This is a genomic window from Actinoplanes sp. G11-F43 (assembly GCF_050589265.1).
Lineage (GTDB): Bacteria > Actinomycetota > Actinomycetes > Mycobacteriales > Micromonosporaceae > Actinoplanes.
In genome coordinates, this window is record NZ_JBNZCE010000003.1 from 95,405 (window position 1) to 111,750 (window position 16,346).

Annotated in this window: 14 protein-coding genes; 8 read left to right on the plus strand and 6 right to left on the minus strand. The window is 71.8% G+C overall.

Annotation, left to right across the window (positions count from 1 at the left end; all coding sequences use genetic code 11):
- The first annotated feature begins 1 nt into the window (after position 1).
- Positions 2-1,000, plus strand: a complete 999-nt coding sequence (gene fgd / locus ACQ0O7_RS02325; protein ID WP_430780047.1) for a glucose-6-phosphate dehydrogenase (coenzyme-F420) — start codon at positions 2-4, stop codon at positions 998-1,000.
- A gap of 12 nt (positions 1,001-1,012) precedes the next feature.
- Here fgd and ACQ0O7_RS02330 read toward each other — a convergent pair whose 3' ends face one another.
- Positions 1,013-2,125: a glycosyltransferase family 2 protein gene (locus ACQ0O7_RS02330; RefSeq protein WP_430780048.1), complete on the minus strand. Its 1,113-nt coding sequence runs from the start codon at positions 2,123-2,125 to the stop codon at positions 1,013-1,015.
- Between the two features lie 225 nt (positions 2,126-2,350).
- On the opposite strand from ACQ0O7_RS02330, the gene ACQ0O7_RS02335 reads away from it, so the two are divergent.
- The 4 genes from ACQ0O7_RS02335 to ACQ0O7_RS02350 all read left to right on the plus strand — a co-directional run bounded on the left by ACQ0O7_RS02335 (position 2,351) and on the right by ACQ0O7_RS02350 (position 5,304).
- Complete coding sequence (locus ACQ0O7_RS02335) at positions 2,351-3,004, plus strand: HAD family hydrolase (RefSeq protein WP_430780325.1); 654 nt, start codon at positions 2,351-2,353, stop codon at positions 3,002-3,004.
- A gap of 62 nt (positions 3,005-3,066) precedes the next feature.
- A complete protein-coding gene (locus tag ACQ0O7_RS02340; RefSeq protein WP_430780049.1) occupies positions 3,067-4,704 on the plus strand; it encodes a sodium:solute symporter family protein in 1,638 nt (545 codons plus the stop codon).
- Positions 4,705-4,714: 10 nt separating this feature from the next.
- Entirely contained in the window at positions 4,715-4,963 is a 249-nt protein-coding gene (locus tag ACQ0O7_RS02345) for a hypothetical protein (RefSeq protein WP_430780050.1), read from the plus strand.
- A gap of 89 nt (positions 4,964-5,052) precedes the next feature.
- Positions 5,053-5,304, plus strand: a complete 252-nt coding sequence (locus ACQ0O7_RS02350) for a hypothetical protein (RefSeq protein ID WP_430780051.1) — start codon at positions 5,053-5,055, stop codon at positions 5,302-5,304.
- A 4-nt stretch (positions 5,305-5,308) separates the two neighbouring features.
- Here ACQ0O7_RS02350 and ACQ0O7_RS02355 read toward each other — a convergent pair whose 3' ends face one another.
- Positions 5,309-6,397, minus strand: a complete 1,089-nt coding sequence (locus ACQ0O7_RS02355) for a PQQ-dependent sugar dehydrogenase (RefSeq protein ID WP_430780052.1) — start codon at positions 6,395-6,397, stop codon at positions 5,309-5,311.
- Positions 6,398-6,507: 110 nt separating this feature from the next.
- Between ACQ0O7_RS02355 and ACQ0O7_RS02360 the strand changes: the two genes are divergently transcribed.
- The 3 genes from ACQ0O7_RS02360 to ACQ0O7_RS02370 all read left to right on the plus strand — a co-directional run bounded on the left by ACQ0O7_RS02360 (position 6,508) and on the right by ACQ0O7_RS02370 (position 10,410).
- Positions 6,508-7,992, plus strand: coding sequence for an alpha/beta hydrolase (locus tag ACQ0O7_RS02360; protein WP_430780053.1), 1,485 nt, complete (start codon positions 6,508-6,510; stop codon positions 7,990-7,992).
- A 72-nt stretch (positions 7,993-8,064) separates the two neighbouring features.
- Positions 8,065-9,828 (plus strand): gamma-glutamyltransferase, encoded by a 1,764-nt coding sequence (gene ggt, locus ACQ0O7_RS02365; RefSeq protein WP_430780054.1) that lies wholly within the window; start codon positions 8,065-8,067, stop codon positions 9,826-9,828.
- A gap of 12 nt (positions 9,829-9,840) precedes the next feature.
- The gene (locus tag ACQ0O7_RS02370) at positions 9,841-10,410 is read left to right on the plus strand and encodes a hypothetical protein (RefSeq protein WP_430780055.1); all 570 of its coding nucleotides are present in this window, start codon (positions 9,841-9,843) and stop codon (positions 10,408-10,410) included.
- On the opposite strand, the gene ACQ0O7_RS02375 is transcribed toward ACQ0O7_RS02370, so the two are convergent.
- The 4 genes from ACQ0O7_RS02375 to ACQ0O7_RS02390 all read right to left on the minus strand — a co-directional run bounded on the left by ACQ0O7_RS02375 (position 10,400) and on the right by ACQ0O7_RS02390 (position 16,112).
- A complete protein-coding gene (locus tag ACQ0O7_RS02375; protein WP_430780056.1) occupies positions 10,400-12,502 on the minus strand; it encodes an ATP-binding protein in 2,103 nt (700 codons plus the stop codon). The two genes, ACQ0O7_RS02370 and ACQ0O7_RS02375, sit on opposite strands and share 11 nt — an antisense overlap.
- Before the next feature lie 104 nt (positions 12,503-12,606).
- On the minus strand, positions 12,607-13,308 hold the full coding sequence (gene trmB / locus ACQ0O7_RS02380; protein WP_430780057.1) for a tRNA (guanosine(46)-N7)-methyltransferase TrmB: 702 nt from the start codon (positions 13,306-13,308) through the stop codon (positions 12,607-12,609).
- A 46-nt stretch (positions 13,309-13,354) separates the two neighbouring features.
- On the minus strand, positions 13,355-14,446 hold the full coding sequence (locus tag ACQ0O7_RS02385) for a TolB family protein (protein WP_430780058.1): 1,092 nt from the start codon (positions 14,444-14,446) through the stop codon (positions 13,355-13,357).
- A 442-nt stretch (positions 14,447-14,888) separates the two neighbouring features.
- The gene (locus tag ACQ0O7_RS02390) at positions 14,889-16,112 is read right to left on the minus strand and encodes a DMT family transporter (protein WP_430780059.1); all 1,224 of its coding nucleotides are present in this window, start codon (positions 16,110-16,112) and stop codon (positions 14,889-14,891) included.
- Between the last annotated feature and the right edge of the window lie 234 nt (positions 16,113-16,346).

Genomic DNA, 16,346 nt, shown 5'->3' on the forward strand with positions numbered 1-16,346 from the left:
CATGATTCGCTTCGGGTACAAGGCGTCGGCGGAGCAGTTCGCGCCGGCTGAGCTGCTCAAGTACGGCATTCTCGCGGAGGAGCTGGGCTTCGACTCGGTCTTCGTCAGCGATCACCTGCAGCCGTGGCGACATGACGGCGGTCACGCTCCGGCGGCCCTGCCGTGGCTGGGGGCGCTCGCGGCGCGGACCGAGCGGGTGCTGATCGGCACCAGCGTCCTGACGCCGACCTTCCGCTATCACCCGGCCGTGGTCGCGCAGGCGTTCGCCACCCTGGGCTGTCTGGCCCCGGGCCGCGCGATCCTCGGTGTCGGCTCCGGCGAGTCGCTCAACGAGGTGCTTCTCGGCACCCGGTGGCCGGACGGCAAGGAGCGGTTCGCCCGGCTCAAGGAGGCGGTCCTGCTGATCAAGAAGCTGTGGGCCGAGGACCGGGTGACGTATGAGGGGCAGTTCTACCGGACGGAGAACGCCACCATCTACGACAAGCCGGAGCAGACGGTGCCGATCTACATCGGCGCGTCCGGGCCGGCCGCGACCCGGCTGGCCGGGCGGATCGCCGACGGGTTCATCACCACCAGCGGCAAGGGGCACGGGCTCTACACCGACACGCTGCTCCCGGCGGTCAACGAGGGCGCTGAGAAGGCCGGTCGCAAGATCGACGATGTGGACCTGATGATCGAGGTCAAGGTGTCGTTCGACGACGACATCGAGCGGGCCCGCAACGACACCCACTACTGGGGCGCACTCGCGCTCTCGCCGGAGGAGAAGACCGGCGTCGAGGACCCGATCGAGATGCAGCGCCTGGCCGACGCGCTCTCGGTGGAGCGGACCGCCACCCGGTGGATCGTCTCCTCCGACCCGGCCGAGCACGCCGCCAAGGTCGCGGAGTACCTGGACATGGGCTTCAAGCACCTGGTCTTCCACGCGCCCGGCCCGGACCAGGAGCGGTTCCTGCGGCTGTACTCCGAGCAGATCCTGCCGCAGCTGCGGTCCCGCTCCTGAGCGACGGCCCGGTCAGACCGAGCGCAGGTGGCCGCGGCCGCCGCCGGAGCCACCGCCCTCCCCGTTGATCACCCGCAGGTCGGGGCGGTCGGTCTCCTGGTCGCGGTGGTCCCGCCAGCGCCGCCGGTGGTGCGTCTCGCCGCCGGACGGCCGGCCCGCGTTGGTGGTACGGCGGTCCGGGGCGCTGTCGGTGCGGCGGCGCTCCGGTCCACGGCGTTCGCCACCGCGCCGTCGATCGCCGGGAGTGTTCCGGTGATCGACGGCGCCCGGGGTGCGGTTCGCGGCCGGCCATCGGCGCAGGGCCTCGTCGAAGACCTGCCGGTCGGCCATCGGGGTGCGGGGCGCGTTGAGGGGTGCGCCGGTGACGATCATCGGCCCGGTCACCGGCCGGGACCCGTGGTAGCGGTTCGGCCCGGGGTACGGGCGGTTCACCGCCGGGCCGCCGGTCATCACCACGATGCTCTCGGTCGCACTGCTCTCCGTCTCACTCGTGCGCACCTCGCGGCGGCGGGCCAGCCACTCGCCGGTCACCGCGCGGACGCCGCCGGACAGCGCGGCTCCGGAGATCCGGGGCCGGGCGGTGACCGGGATCCCGGTGACCCGCAGGCCGGCCGCCCGGGTCCGGACCGCCACCAGCAGTTCGCCGTCGTGGCCGTCGCCGCGGGCCGGTTCGGTGCCGGCCACCCGGGGCAGCCCGAGCCGGCCGGAGTGCCGGCGCCAGAACGCCCGGTATCCGGTGGCCGGCCCGGCCGGGCGGCAGCCGAGCAGCACCGCCGTCAGCCAGAGCAGGATCAGGTCGAGCCGCCCGGCCGGCCGGTGGCCCTCGACCACGTCGGCGCCGGCCCGCAGCGTCTCGACCAGGCGGGGCAGATCGGCCGGGTCGCCGGAGCCGTCGCCGGGCAGGGTGACCACCAGGTCGCCGGTGGCGACCGCGACACCGCAGGCGAGGGCGTTGCCGGCGCCGGTCCGGGTCTGCCGGATCACCCGGGCGGCCCGGGGCAGGGTGCGTACGGTGTCCGCGTCCCGCCCGACCACCACGATCACCTCGTGGACCGGGGGCAGGGTGGCGAGCAGGGCCGGCAGCCGCTCGTCCTGAGCGGGCGCGACCGGGATCACCACACTCACGGAGGGTGACAGCGGGCGGTCTCCGGGTCGGTGCGGCGCTGGCATCAGGTGTTGCTCCCCGGTTCGGTGGCGTTGCTCGGCCCGAAGCTACCGGCCTGCACCCCGTCGGCACCCTGGCCTATCGGTTGATGGTGATCACCTGCCCGGACCGAACCGGCCGGGGTGCCCCCGATCCGTCGCGTGCCGGTCACCCTGCGTGCAGGAGTGGAGGGTAGGGTGATCGATGTGAGTATCGAGGCGGTGGTGTTCGACCTGGACGGCGTGATCATCGACACCGAGGAGGTGTGGGAGGAGGTCCGCCGGGACTATGTGGCGGAGCACGGCCGGGAGTTCCTCCCCGACTCCCAGGACCGGATGATGGGGATGAGCACCGGGGAGTGGTCGTCGCACCTGGCCGACGAGGTCGGTGTGCCGCGGACCGCCGAGCAGGTCGCCGCCGACGTGCTGGGCCGGATGGCCGAGCGGTACCGCGCCGATCTCCCGCTGATCCCCGGCTCGGTGGAGACGGTCCGGGCCCTGGGCGCCCGCTATCGGCTGGCCCTGGCCAGTTCGTCGGCCCGGATCCTGATCGACCAGGTGCTGGCCACCGCGGGGCTGACCGGCGAGTTCGAGGTGACGCTCTCCACCGAGGAGGTGCCGCGGGGCAAGCCGTCGCCGGATGTCTACCTGACCGCTGTCGAACGGCTGGGGCTGACCCCGGCGGTGTGTGCCGCGATCGAGGACTCCAGCAACGGCCTGCGGTCGGCCGCGGCGGCCGGTCTGACCGTGGTCGCCGTCCCGCACGGTGTCTACCCGCCGGCCGAGGACGCCCTGGCCGGGGCGGCCTTGGTGGTCAAGGCGATCACTGAGGTGACGCCGGAGGCGATTTCCAACCTGTGAATCCGGTGTGAGGATTCATCGATAGGGGTAAGCGCGGGCCACATCCGTATGGGAGGTGGCCCGTGACGGGACTCCGGCTCGATGTGGGGTTCGTCGACTATCTGATTCTGGCGATCTATTTCGTCACCGTCCTCGGCGTCGGATTCGCCGTCCGGCGCGCGATCCGGAGCAGCGCCGACTTCTTCCTCTCCGGCCGGTCGATGCCTGCCTGGGTGACCGGTCTGGCCTTCATTTCGGCCAATCTGGGCGCCCTGGAGATCGTCGGGATGGCCGCCAACGGCGCGCAGTACGGCCTGATGACCCTGCACTACTACTGGATCGGCGCGGTGCCGGCCATGGTCTTCCTCGGCATCGTGATGATGCCGTTCTACTACGGTTCCAAGGTCCGCAGCGTGCCGGAGTTCCTGCGGCTGCGGTTCAACCGGCCCACCCACCTGTTCAACGCGGTCAGTTTCGCGGTGGCCCAGGTGCTGATCGCCGGCGTCAACCTCTACGCCCTGGCCCTGATCCTGCAGGCGCTGCTGGGCTGGCCGCTCTGGCTGTCGATCGTGATCGGCGCGGCGATCGTGCTCGGCTACATCGTGCTGGGCGGGCTGTCCTCGGCGATCTACAACGAGGTGCTCCAGTTCTTCGTGATCATCGCGGGCCTGCTGCCGATCACCATCATCGGCCTGGTCAAGGTCGGCGGCATCGACGGATTGTTCGACAAGGTCCGTGACTCCGCGCTCGGCGACGGCGGCCTGCACACCTGGTCGACCACCGCGGGCACCGACAACACCCTCGGGGCGAGCTGGATCGGCATCGTCTTCGGGCTCGGCTTCGTGCTGTCCTTCGGCTACTGGACCACCAACTTCGCCGAGGTGCAGCGGGCGCTGAGTGCCAAGGACATGAGCGCCGCCCGGCGGACTCCGATCATCGGGGCCTTCCCGAAGCTGCTGATCCCGGCGGTGACCGTGATCCCCGGCCTGATCGCCCTGGTCACCGTGCAGGGGCTGGGCGCCGAGGAGGGTGACCTCACCTACAACAACGCGATCCCGCTGCTGATGCGCGACCTGCTGCCCAACGGGGTGCTCGGGGTGGCGGTGACCGGGCTGGTGGCGTCGTTCATGGCCGGCATGGCGGCGAACGTGAGTGGATTCAACACCGTCTTCACGTACGACATCTGGCAGACGTACGTCCGGAAGGACCGGGACGACGCCTACTACGTACGGGTGGGCCGGATCGCCACCGTCGGCGGCATCGTGGTCGGCATCGGCACCGCGTTCATCGCCGCCGGTTTCGACAACATCATGAACTACATCCAGGCGCTGTTCTCGCTCTTCAACGCGCCCCTGTTCGCCACCTTCATCGTGGGCATGTTCTGGAAGCGGATGTCGGCGTGGGCCGGGTTCTGGTCGCTGTTCCTCGGCTTCCTGTCCGCCTTCGTGCTCTACATCCTGCACCTGACCGAGGTGCTGAAGTTCAACTCGGATCTGGAGCAGAGCTTCTGGGGCGCCGGGCTGGCGTTCGTGACGGCGGTGGTGGTGGCCGCGGTGGTCACCCCGTTCACCCCGGGCAAGAACGAGGACGAGCTGCGCGGGCTGGTCTACGGCTCGGCCGGCGACACCGTCGTCGCCGACCGGGTCTGGTGGCGGAACCCGGTGCTGCTCGGTGTGATCGCGGTGGTGCTGGCCATCGCCCTGTACATCCCGGTCTGGTGAGGAGGAGACGATGGCGGACCGCAAGATCGCGCGCCTGTTCGACGTACGCCGGGTGATCGGTGGCCTGTTCGTGGTGTACGGGCTGATCGTCACCGGGATCGGGCTCTTCGACGGCGCCGCGGAGCTGGAGAAGGCGCAGGGCGTACGGATCAATCTCTGGATGGGCCTGGGCATGCTCGCCCTGGGCCTGCTGATGCTGCTCTGGCTGCGCCTCAACCCGCCTCCGGAGCCGGACGAGACCGGCGATCCGGAGGTCTAAGTGTCAGGCCGGTATCCCCGGGGTGCGAATCCGTTGCCGGGGCATCCCGATTCGTCAACCCGGGGACCCCGGCAGCCGATTACCCCGGCATGGAAGCGCTAACGTCGATCAGCAGCCTCGCCACCGACCCCGGCCGCCGGCCCGGCGGGTGGCAGGTCCAGCTCCGTGTGGACTACGTCGTCAACAAGGTGATGCAGACGCATCGCGGGCAGTCCGAGGACGCCGTCAAGCAGGCGATCCAGGACCAGCTCCGGGTTTACGGAGTGGTGCCCAACAACCGGCAGGTCGCCCAGTACGCCACGGCTATCTCGGCGCTGCCCCAGCTGCCGCCGAGCGGCTGAGCCGTCAGCTCGCCGGGAACCGCAGGATCCGGTCGTCACCGTCGCGGGTGTCGCCGCGGCCGTCGGTGTTCGAGGTGGTCAGCCACAGCGAGCCGTCCGGCGCCACGGCGACCGTGCGCAACCTGCCGAACTCCCCGGTGAACTCCGCCTTCGCCGTTCCGCCGCCGAGCGGCACCGTCCACAGCCGCTGTCCCTTGAGGCCGGCGACGTAGAGGGTGTCGCCGGCCACGGCGGCCCCGCTCGGTGAGGCGTCGTCCGTCGCCCACTGGACGATCGGGTCGGTGTACCGATCATCCCCGTCACCCTTGCCCTCCACCTCGGGCCAGCCGTAGTTCCTGCCCGGCTCGATCACGTTCACCTCGTCCCAGGTGTCCTGGCCGAACTCGATGCCGTACATCCGGCCCCGCGAGTCCCAGGCCAGGCCCTGCACGTTGCGATGACCCAGGCTCCACACCGGCGAACCCGCCCGCGGGTTGCCGGGCGCCGGCCTCCCCTCCGGGGTGAGCCGGAGGATCTTGCCGCTCGGATCGTCCCGGTCCTGTGACCGGGACTCCTCACTGGCGTCACCGGTGCCCACGTAGAGCATGCCGTCCGGGCCGAAGGCGATCCGCCCGCCGTTGTGCCGTGACCCGCGCACGATCCCGTCGAACACCACCTCCGGGCCACCGCCGTCCAGCCGGAACCGGATGATCCGGTTGTCGTCGGCCGCGGTGTGGTAGGCGTACACCCAATCGTCTTTGATCGCCAGGCCCAGCAGCCCGCCCTCGCCGCCGGACGCGACGCCGCGCACCCGGTGGACCTCGCGGGGTTTGCCGCCGTCCGCGGCGATCTCCAGGATCCGGCCGGTGTCGCGTTCGGCCACCAGGGCGCTGCCGTCGTCCCGGAACGCCAGGCCCCACGGCACGTCCAGCCCGGTGGCGATGGTCTGCGGGTCGCTCAGGTCGGGCTCGCCGGTCGCGGATGCGCTGGGCTCCGGGGCGCCGGACACGGTGGGCACCGGATCGACCGCCGGCGGCTCCGAGGGGCCCGGCGACGAGCAGGCGGTCAGGACGGCCACACCGGCGGCAGCGAGAGCGAGTCGGGTGATGGTCACCGTCCAACCGTGCCATGCGCTTGTCCGAACGGCTCGCCGCGATGTGACCGATAAGCGGAATCTGTGGCTTTACCCCGGAATCGGGTGGGTGGTTCGGATCAAGATGGGGTGTGCGGATCCGGGTTCTGCGAGCGTCGATACGGCCGGTCACGGCTGCGGTCCTCACCCTGGCCGCCGCCCTCGGCTGCCTCCACCGGCCCGTCCCGGCGATCGCCGCCCCACCGGCCATCCACTGGGAGCCCTGCCCCGAGGACGAGAAGGTCCAGTGCGGGACACTGCGAGTGCCCGTCGACTGGACCGTGCCGCTCGGGCCGCGGATCGAACTCACGCTGGCCCGGCGGCCGGCCACCGACAAAGGCGGCCGGATCGGCACACTGATGGTCAACCCCGGCGGCCCCGGCGTCTCGGCCGTCAACATGGCCCTCGACCAGGAGTACTTCGGCGCCGCCGTACGCCGCCGCTTCGACATCGTCGGCATCGACCCGCGCGGCGTCGGCCGCAGCGCCCCCATCCTGTGCGACCAGAAGCTGGTCGACGCCCGGCCCAACCCGATGCTCGCCACCGAGGCCGACTTCGCGAAGGCCGCCGACTACAACCGGCGGCTGGCCGCCGACTGCGCCCGGCGCAGCGGCCCGGTCTTCGGCCACGCCGACACGGTCAGCGTGGTCCGGGACATGGACGCCGTCCGGCTGGCCCTCGGCGAGGAGCGGATCAGCTTCTTCGGCGCGTCCTACGGCACCCTGATCGGGCAGCTCTACGCCGAGCGCTACCCGGACCGGCTGCGCGCCCTGGTGCTGGACGGGGTGATGGACCACAGCGTGGACGTGGACGGCTTCCTGACCCAGACCGCGGAGGCCGTGCAGGCCGCGTTCGACCAGTTCGTGGCCTGGTGCGGGCGGGACGACAAGTGCGCGCTGCGCGGGCGGGACGTCAAACGGATCTGGGCGGTGCTGATGGACCGGGCCGCCGCCGGGACACTCGTCGACCCCTACGACCCGCCGAGCAGGCTCGGCGTCTGGGATCTGATCCAGGCGGCGTTCAGCGCCTTCTACGACCCGCAGTGGTACTCGTTCGCCCACTACCTGAAAGAGGCGTACGAACCGGTGCCGGCCGGCCGCCGCGCCCGCGCCGCCCGGACCGTGGACATCACCCCGCACAGCTTCCCCGCGGTGATGTGCCAGGACTGGTCGCTGCCGGTCGGCGGGTTCACCGGATTCCGCGACCGGCTGCGCGCGCTGGCCACCCGGGCGCCGCAGACCCGGATCTCCCCACTCGCGCTCACCGCCGTCACCGGCTGCCTCGGCCGGGACACCGCCCCGGTCAACCCGCAACGGCCGATCCCGGCCGCCACCGGGCCGGTGCTGGTGGTCAACTCCCGGTACGACCCGGCCACCGCGTACGTCTGGGCGCAGCAGGTGGCCCGGCAACTCGGCCCGTCCGCCCGGCTGCTCACCTACCAGGGCTGGGGACACGTCGCCTACACGCACAGCCCCTGCGTGAGTGCGGCGGTCGACCGCTACCTCACCGATCTCACCCTGCCGGCGGCCGGGGCGGACTGCCCGGCGATCGAACCGGTGCCGTTCGGGGTCGGCTGAGCGATTGCGCCACCGGCCGGACACCGGTAGGCAGGTATGGACGACCGGCGATGTCCTTGATCTGGAGGCCCGATGCGGTTCCTGCCCGTCCTGACAGCACTGTCACTGACCACCGCGGGAGTCGTGGCCGCCTCCCCACCGGCGCTGGCGTCTCCGGTCAAGACGCCCACCGCTACCGGGTACGGCGGCGCGGTGTCCACCGTCGACGAGACCGCCACCGCCGTCGGCCTGGACGTGCTGCGCCGCGGTGGCAACGCGGTCGACGCCGCGATCGCGGCCGCCGCCACCCTCGGCGTGACCGAGCCGTTCTCGGCCGGGATCGGCGGCGGCGGGTTCCTCGTCCACTACGACGCGCGCACCGGGCGGGTCTCCACCATCGACGGCCGGGAGACCGCACCGGCCGCCGCCACCGAGCGGTATTTCATCGACCCGGCCGACGGGCAGCCCTACGACTTCGCCGAGGCTCGGGTCAGTGGTCTCTCCGCCGGGACGCCCGGCACCCTCGCCACCTGGGAGTCCGCGCTGCGCAGATGGGGCACCCGGTCGCTGGCCGACACGCTGGGCCCGGCCGCCCGGGTGGCCGAGAAGGGCTTCCCGGTCGACGACACCTTCCGCCGGCAGGTGGCCGACAACGCCGCCGCGTTCGGGCAGTTCACCTCCAGCCGGGCGCTCTACCTGCCGGGTGGGGCGCCGCCCGCGGTCGGCAGCGTCCAGCGCAACCCCGACCTCGCGGCCACCTACCGGCTGATCGCGAAGAAGGGCACCGAGGTCTTCTACCGCGGGGCGGTGGCCGGCGACATCGTCCGGACCGTCCAGCGCCCGCCGGTCGCCGCCGACCCGTGGGGCACCTGGGCGTACCCGATCCGGCCGGGCGTGCTCACCCGGGCCGATCTGGCCGGTTACCGGCTGCGGCATCCGGCCCCGACCCGGTCCGATTACCGCGGATACACCGTCTACGGCATGTCCACCCCGTCCAGTGGCGGCACCGCGGTCGGCGAGGCCCTCAACCTGATCGAGACCGGCCGGCCGACACTTCACCGGTACCTGGAGGCGTCGGCCCTCGCGTTCGCCGACCGGAATCGGTACGTGGGGGCGTACACCCGGGAACCGGTCCTGAAGAAGTTGATCTCCGATCGCTGGGCGGCCCAGCGGGCCTGCGTGATCAGCCCGGACACCGCCCTGGTCAAGCCGGTGCCGCCGGGCGACCTGCGGGACGGCTGCGCCACCGGCACCACCGGCGCCCGGACCGAGGAGGGGCAGAGCACCACCAACCTGACCGTCGCCGACCGGTGGGGCGACGTCGTCGAATACACCTTCACCATCGAGGCGACCGGCGGCAACACCATCGTCGTGCCCGGCCGCGGCTTCCTGCTCAACAACGAGCTGACCGACTTCAACTTCGCACCCACCCAGGGCGACGCCCCCGACCCCAACCTGCCCGGCCCCGGCAAACGGCCGCGCAGCTCGATGTCACCCACCATCGTGCTCAAGGACGGGAAACCGTTCCTGGCGCTCGGCTCACCCGGCGGCGCCACCATCATCACCACCGTGCTGCAGATCCTGGTCAACCGGATCGACTTCGGCATGACCCTGCCCGAGGCGATGGCCGCCCCCCGCGCCTCCCAGCGCAACACCGCCGGGATCCAGGCCGAACCCGCGTTCCGCGCCCGGTACGGACCGGAACTCACCCCGCTCGGCCACACCTTCGGCCCCGACGTCGCCGAACTCGGGGCGGCCACCGCCATCGAATTCACCGGAGGCGGCGGATTCGTCGCCAGCGCCGAACCGGACCGCCGGGGCGGTGGTGCGGCAGGGGTGGTCCGCCAGCGGCGGTAAGCTCCACCACCGATGACTGCACACGAGGGCGACCTGGAGACCTTCGCGCTGGCCACCCGCCGGGTGATCCGCTTCAGCGTGGCGTACCTGCTGGTCTCGCTGATCGCGACGGTGCTCACCATGGCCGGGGTGCTGGCGCTGCGCAGCGGCGCCACCAACCCGCTCTCCCCGGGCACCTACGCCGGATTCCTGCTCGGCGGGCTGGTGATCGGCCTGCTCACCCTGATCTCGGTGCTCGGCCTGCTGGTCTCCACCGTCGTCTGGATCATCAGTACGCACCGGGTCACACCGGCCGGGCCCGGTGCGGCCGGCTACGGCGGGCTGTTCCTCACCGTGTTGTTGATGGCCCTCAGCTACCTGCTCAGCGTGCCCGCCGGGGTGGTGGCCGCGCTCCAGATCGGCGCGTGGATCGCCCTGCTCGCCGGGGTGATCCTGACCCGCGCCCGGATCCGCCGGCTCACCGGCCGCCCCGACCTGGCCGGCCGGCGGCAGCCGATCGTCACCAGCGACGACTGGGACGCCTCCAAGTGGGATCCGGACGTGGTCCGCGACATCGAACGCCGCGGGCGTCCTACGGACTGACCGCTTCCATCGGCAGCCGGACCAGCACCGTAGTGCCCGACTCGTCACCGGTCAGCTCGATGCTGCCCTGGTGCTTGTCCACCACCGCCCGGCTCAGGGTCAGGCCCAGGCCGCTGCCCGGCAGCACCCGGTCGGTGCCCCGCGCCGTCCGGAAATGCCCGGTGAACAGATGCTCCCGCTCGGCCCTCGGCACATCCGAGGCGGCATCCGAGACGGCCAGCTCGGCGGACCGGCCGGTACTGCGCAGCGACACCGACACATGGCCGCCGTCCGGGCTGAACCGGACCGCGCTGCCCAGCAGGTTCTGCACGATGTGCCGCAGCCGCTCCCGGTCACCCGGCACGATCAGCTCAGCCGGCAGATCGGCGTCGATCACCACCGGGGCGCCGGCCAGAGCCACCCGCGCCCGGTCCACCACATCCCGGACCACAGCCGCCAGATCGATCGGCGTACGCCGGACGTCCGCATGCCCCGCGTCCAGCGCCGACAGCTCCAGCAACTCGTTGATGATCTCCCGCAGCGAGTTGGTGTTCCGCTCGATCACCTCGATCAGCCGGGGCCCGTCCCGCACCAGCGTCGCCTCGTCCGCCTCCCGCAACAGCTCGGTGTAGGCGCTGATCGACGTCAACGGGGTGCGCAACTCGTGCCCGATCAGGGCCAGGTACTCGTCCTTGCTCCGGGTCAGCTGCCGGCGCAGATCCTCCACCCGCTGCCGCTCCACGAACTGGCCCAGATGCGCGGCGATCCCGGACATCAGCGCCACCAGCTCGTCCTCCGGATCCTCGGTCGAATCCGCGAACACGGTCAGCACCCCGATCGTCCCGGCGCCGTCGTGCACCGGCAGCGCCAGCGCGGTGTGCAGCCGGTCCGCCGAGGTGTCCGGCGAGATCAGGCTCTGCGGGCGGCCCACGTCCCGGATCCACAGCGGCTTGTCCACCTGCCAGGACCGTCCGGCCAGGCCCTGCCCGAACGCCAGCACCTCCGGCACCGGAATCGCCGACGGCCAGCCCGGGGCACTCCAGCGGGCCGCCGCCCGGATCGTCTCGCCGTCCACCGTCCACAACTCGGCGTGCACCCAGTTCAAGGTGGTGACCACCGCCTCCAGCACCCGCGGCCCGGCCGCCTCGATGCTCGCCGCCTCGGCCAGGGCCGTCGTCACCGCCAGCTCACAGCTGCGGAACCGCTCCGCCCGCCGTTGCCGGGTCACGTCCTGCACCGCCTGCACCGCGCCCACCACCCGGCCGTCCTGGCCGTGGATCGGCTGCGCGTCCATCAGCAGGAACCGGGTCCGCCGCCCCCGGCTCACGGTGATCGGCAGATCCCGCACCCGCTCCCCGCGCAACGCCCGGAACAGGCCCAGCTCCTCCCGCTCCAGCGCGATTCCGGCGGCGTCCGACAGCCCGGCCACGTCGGCCACCGGAGAGTCACCCCAGAGCCGGCGCATCCGCTCGTTGACGAAGACCACCCGGCCCGCCCCGTCACACGCCGACACCCCGTCGTGCAGGCTGTCCAGCACCGCGTCCAGGAACCGGTGCTGCTGCTCCAGCTCCACCCGGGCCAGCTGCTCGCCGATCATCAGGGCGGCCACCCCGGCGGCCTCGGCCACCGCGGCCACCTGCGCGGCGGTCCACTCCCGGGGACGCTCGTCGTAGGCGCAGCACACCCCCAGGACCATGCCGGCCCGGTCACACACCGGGTGGCCCAGGTAGGCGCCGCCGGCCCGGCGCAGCACCCCGTCCGGCACCCGGGGATCGGTGCTCACGTCGGCCACCACCAGCGGCGCCCCGGTCCCCATCACCAGCCCGCCAGGGGAGGTCTCGACGGCGATCTCGGCGATCCCGGCCAAGCCGTCGGGGACGCCCCAGCTGCCGTACAGCCGCAGCCGGCCGTCCTCGGCGAACTGGATGAAGGCGCTCGGCGCGCCGGCCGCGCGGGCGGTCAGCGCGGCCAGCTGATCGGCTTCGCCCTCGGTCCGGTCGACTCCGCCCTCGGCCGCCGGAGTCTCGATGATCCAGCCGTAGCCGTCGTCCTCCTCGGATGCCGCGCGCGTCCGCCCGGACCACCCGGCATCACCGGGGACAACTCGCCGCATGGCCGACCTCCACATCAAGCCTAGAGGGGCGAATGGGCGGAAAACGGCGATTCACCCGTCTGCCTCCGTGGCACCCCACAACCTGACTGTCGGCCGGACTCCGCTCAGACTTCGGTCCGCTCGTACCGCAGATCAGTGATCGGGCGGCCGGCCGCCGCACCCCGCCGCTCGAACTTCGTCTCCGGACGGCCGTGCGGCCCCGCCGGCAGCCGGCGCAACCCCGGATCGGCGTCCAGCGTCACCGCCATCGACACCGCGTACTCCGGCCAGTCGGTGGCACAGTGCAACACCCCGCCCGGGCGCAACCGGTCCCGCAACAACGCCACATTCGCCGGCTGGATCAGCCGCCGCTTGTGATGCCGCGCCTTCGGCCACGGATCCGGAAAGAACACGTGCACCGCGTCCAGACTCCCCGGGGCGATCCGGAACACCAGCTGCATCGCGTCGCCGAGCGCCACCCGGACATTCGACAGGCCCCGCTCACCCGCCAGCGCCAGCAGATTACCGATCCCCGGCGTGTGCACCTCCACCGCCAGATAACCCCGCCCCGGATCCGCCGCCGCCATCGCCGCCGTCGCGTCACCCATGCCGAAACCGATCTCCAGCACCACCGGCGCCGCACGGCCGAACAACCCGGCGAGATCCAGCGGCGTACGGTCCCCGTCCAGCACCTCCAGGCCCAGCCTCGGCCACAACTCGGCGTGCGCGTCGGCGTGCCGGGAACTCATCCGGCCACGGCGCGGATGGAACGTACGGATCGGGCGGTTCTGCTCTTCGGTCGTACTCACGTCTTCGGTCTCACTCATGGCGCGCCAACGATAAATCAGCGCCCCCGCCTCCGCCGATCCGCGGTCATCGGTGCGGCACCGGCTGGACGCTCGGCTGCGACCCGGACCGGAACGGGGTACGCGACCCGTCCGTCAGACCCAGCACCGTCACCCAGGACCGGCCCCCGTTCTGCCCGGTGATCACCGCGCGGGTGGCGTCCACGTAGGCGAGCTCCCGGTCCAGCGCGCCGCCCAGAATCCGCTTCGCACCCGACACCGTGTCGTACTCCACCAGGTGCAACGGCTTGCTCTCGGCCGCCGTCTCACCCTCCTGGAAGGCCGTCCAGGACAGTTTCGCCCCGTCCGCGCGCCAGCTCGGCACCACCGCGAAACCCCGATTCTGCAAGCTGCCCCCGCCGTACGCGGCCACCGTCTGCTCCGCACCGTCCGCGATCGTGCCGATCGTCAGGCAGGCGTCGTACGTCGACTCGCAGTCCCCGCCCCGGAACGCCATCCGCTTCCCATCCGGCGACCAGGCCACCGCGTCGTCGGTGGCCAGCCGCTCGTTCAGGGTGGCGCCGGCCTTGCGCGCGGTCGGTGGGGTGGCCAGCGGCAACTCCTCGCCACGGCAGTCCCGGGGGAACAGCACCTCGGGCTCAACCCCGTCCCCGGCCGGATCCCCATCTGGGGTCTTGCCCTTGTTCACTGGCGCGTCCCCGGTTCCGGCCTTGTCGCCGGTTGCGGTCCTGTCCCCGGCTCCGGTCTTACTGCCGTTCCCGGTTTCGTCCCCGGCTCCGGTCTTACTGCCGGTCCCGGTTTCGTTCCCGGTTCCGGCCTCACCGCCGGTGCCGGTTTCGTCCCCGGCCGCGCGGATCCGGTACACCCCCGGCCCGCCGGTGCAGGACAGCGACGCGAACGCCAGCCACTTCCCATCCGGCGACCACGACGGGCCGGCCGCCGCGCGGGAACTCAACCGTCGTGCGCCGGAACCGTCCGCCCGCATCGTCCACAACTGGCCGCCCCGCACGAACGCCAGCGACCCGCCATCCGGTGACCAGCGCGGCCGGGCATGTCCGCCGGTCGAGGTCAGACGCTTCTCACCGGAGCCGTCCCGGCTGACGTAGATGTCGCCGGCCCGGACATAAGCCACCAGACTCGGCAGCTCCGGGGCTCCCATCACCACCGGACCCGGAGCGGTGCCGGTCCTTGCTGGAGTCGCGCCGGCCCCTGCCGGACCGGCGCTGACCCTTCCGGCACCGGCACCGGCCCCTGCCGGAGCGGTGTCTGACCTGGTCGGAGCGGCGTCTGCCCTTGCCGCAGCGGGGCTGAGTCCTGCCGGATTGGGGCTGAGCCCCGCCGCGACCGCCAGCGTCACGATTGCCGCTTTCATCATGGCCGAACGCCCCCCGATGTCCTGCCCGCACCTGTACATCAGGAGTCATCGTCGCAACCGGGCTGCCCCTAAGCCGTTCCCGCGCCGATACCAGCGGAAATGTCGACCGATCCGGTATTTCTCAAAACTTTTCGGCCCGGCCGCCGGTGGCCGGCACCTCGCGGTCCCCGATTCACCCGTTCCGGCCCGCCCCACCGCTCCGGACTGCCTTACGTTCTGGACTGCCCTACGCGCCGGACCGTCCCTGTGTGGCGGCCTGCCCCCGCCTTCCGGCCTGGCCTTTCGTCTCGGCCCCTCCCTTTGTCGCTTCCCGCACCTTCTGCTCAGCCGAACTCCCGGCATCCAGGTAGAGCGTGGCAACCGCGCTGAGCAACAGCACGCCGCCGATGATCGTCGCTACTCCCAGCGGTTCGTCGATCAGCAGCACCGCCAGCAGCGCCGCGGTCAGTGGTTCGAGCAGGGTGACGATCACGGCCACACTGCCCGAGATGTGCCGCAGACCCATATAGAACAGGGCGTACGCCAGCGCGGTGGTGATCGCCCCCGCGTAGATCAGCAGCCCGATCGGTCCCGCGCTCGGCGTGAAGGCCAGCCCTTCGACGGCCGCGACCGGGAGGATGGCGGACGCCCCGATCACACACGACAGCGTGGTCAGATGCAGCGGTTCCACACCCTGGGTGGTGTGCCGGCTGACCGCTGTCGAAATGGCGTAGACGATCCCGGACAGAATCGCGACGACCAGCCCAAGCCCGGCGGCCCCACCCATCCCGGCGGCCCCGCCGCTCTCCACGTGCGCACTTGCCCCGGTGGCCCCATCCATCCCGGCGGGTGTACTCGTCCCGATTGCCCCGTTCATACCGGTGGTCGCATTCGTCCCGGTTGCCTCACCCACCTCAGTGGGCGTGCTCGTCCCAGCGGCCGCGTTCACTCCGGTGGCCGCGTTCAGCCCGGCGGATGAGCTCACCTCGGCGGGCACCGCCGCTTCGGTGGTCTCCGCGTCGGCGGTGGCTCCGGCGATCATGATCAGGCCGGCGATCGCGGCGAGTGCGGCGATCATCGTGGGGGTGCTGGGCCGCCGCCGTTCGCGGATGCTCTCCCAGACGCTGAGCAGCACCGGGGCGACGCCGAGGCTGACGACGGTGGCGACGCTGACTCCGCTGAGACGGACCGCCAGGAAGTAGAGTCCCTGGTAGGCGGCGAGCCCGACCCCGGTGGCGATCACCCCGGCCGGCGCGGCCCGGAATGCGGCCAGAATCCGCCGCAGTGCCGGAAACCCGATGACGAGCAGGGCGGCAGCCGCGACGGCGAGCCGGTAGAACCCGATGGCGATGGCCCCGAGCCCGGTCCGCGCGGCGACCACCTGCACCACGACGCCGGTGGTGCCCCAGAGGATCCCGGTGATCGAGACGAGGAGAAGGCTGACCCGGGCCCGGCCCGAGGCAGAAGACATGACCGAATTGAGGTACGACGAAAACACGAGCGCTCCGAAGAAGAGTGAGCCGTCAGGAAGCCTCGACGGAGCGCACGAAGAGAAAGCCGATCAGCCCACGCCGAACCGGCCCGATAGCGCTCCGCTCAGGAGCGCGGCGGAGAGAGCACGCCGGAGTAAAGACTCACGCGAAGCAGCTTAACCGGCCGAGCCTCGACGCGTTCAGCACGGTCACCAGCCGAGCCACACCCAGAA

Bases quoted from the DNA above. Each gene is read 5' to 3' on its own strand.
- ggt (WP_430780054.1), top strand. From the start codon at position 8,065: ATGCGGTTCCTGCCCGTCCTGACAGCACTGTCACTGACCACCGCGGGA.
- fgd (WP_430780047.1), top strand. From the start codon at position 2: ATGATTCGCTTCGGGTACAAGGCGTCGGCGGAGCAGTTCGCGCCGGCT.
- ACQ0O7_RS02370 (WP_430780055.1), top strand. From the start codon at position 9,841: ATGACTGCACACGAGGGCGACCTGGAGACCTTCGCGCTGGCCACCCGC.
- ACQ0O7_RS02390 (WP_430780059.1), bottom strand. From the start codon at position 16,112: ATGTCTTCTGCCTCGGGCCGGGCCCGGGTCAGCCTTCTCCTCGTCTCG.
- ACQ0O7_RS02345 (WP_430780050.1), top strand. From the start codon at position 4,715: ATGGCGGACCGCAAGATCGCGCGCCTGTTCGACGTACGCCGGGTGATC.
- ACQ0O7_RS02375 (WP_430780056.1), bottom strand. From the start codon at position 12,502: ATGCGGCGAGTTGTCCCCGGTGATGCCGGGTGGTCCGGGCGGACGCGC.
- ACQ0O7_RS02385 (WP_430780058.1), bottom strand. From the start codon at position 14,446: ATGGGAGCCCCGGAGCTGCCGAGTCTGGTGGCTTATGTCCGGGCCGGC.
- trmB (WP_430780057.1), bottom strand. From the start codon at position 13,308: ATGAGTGAGACCGAAGACGTGAGTACGACCGAAGAGCAGAACCGCCCG.
- ACQ0O7_RS02350 (WP_430780051.1), top strand. From the start codon at position 5,053: ATGGAAGCGCTAACGTCGATCAGCAGCCTCGCCACCGACCCCGGCCGC.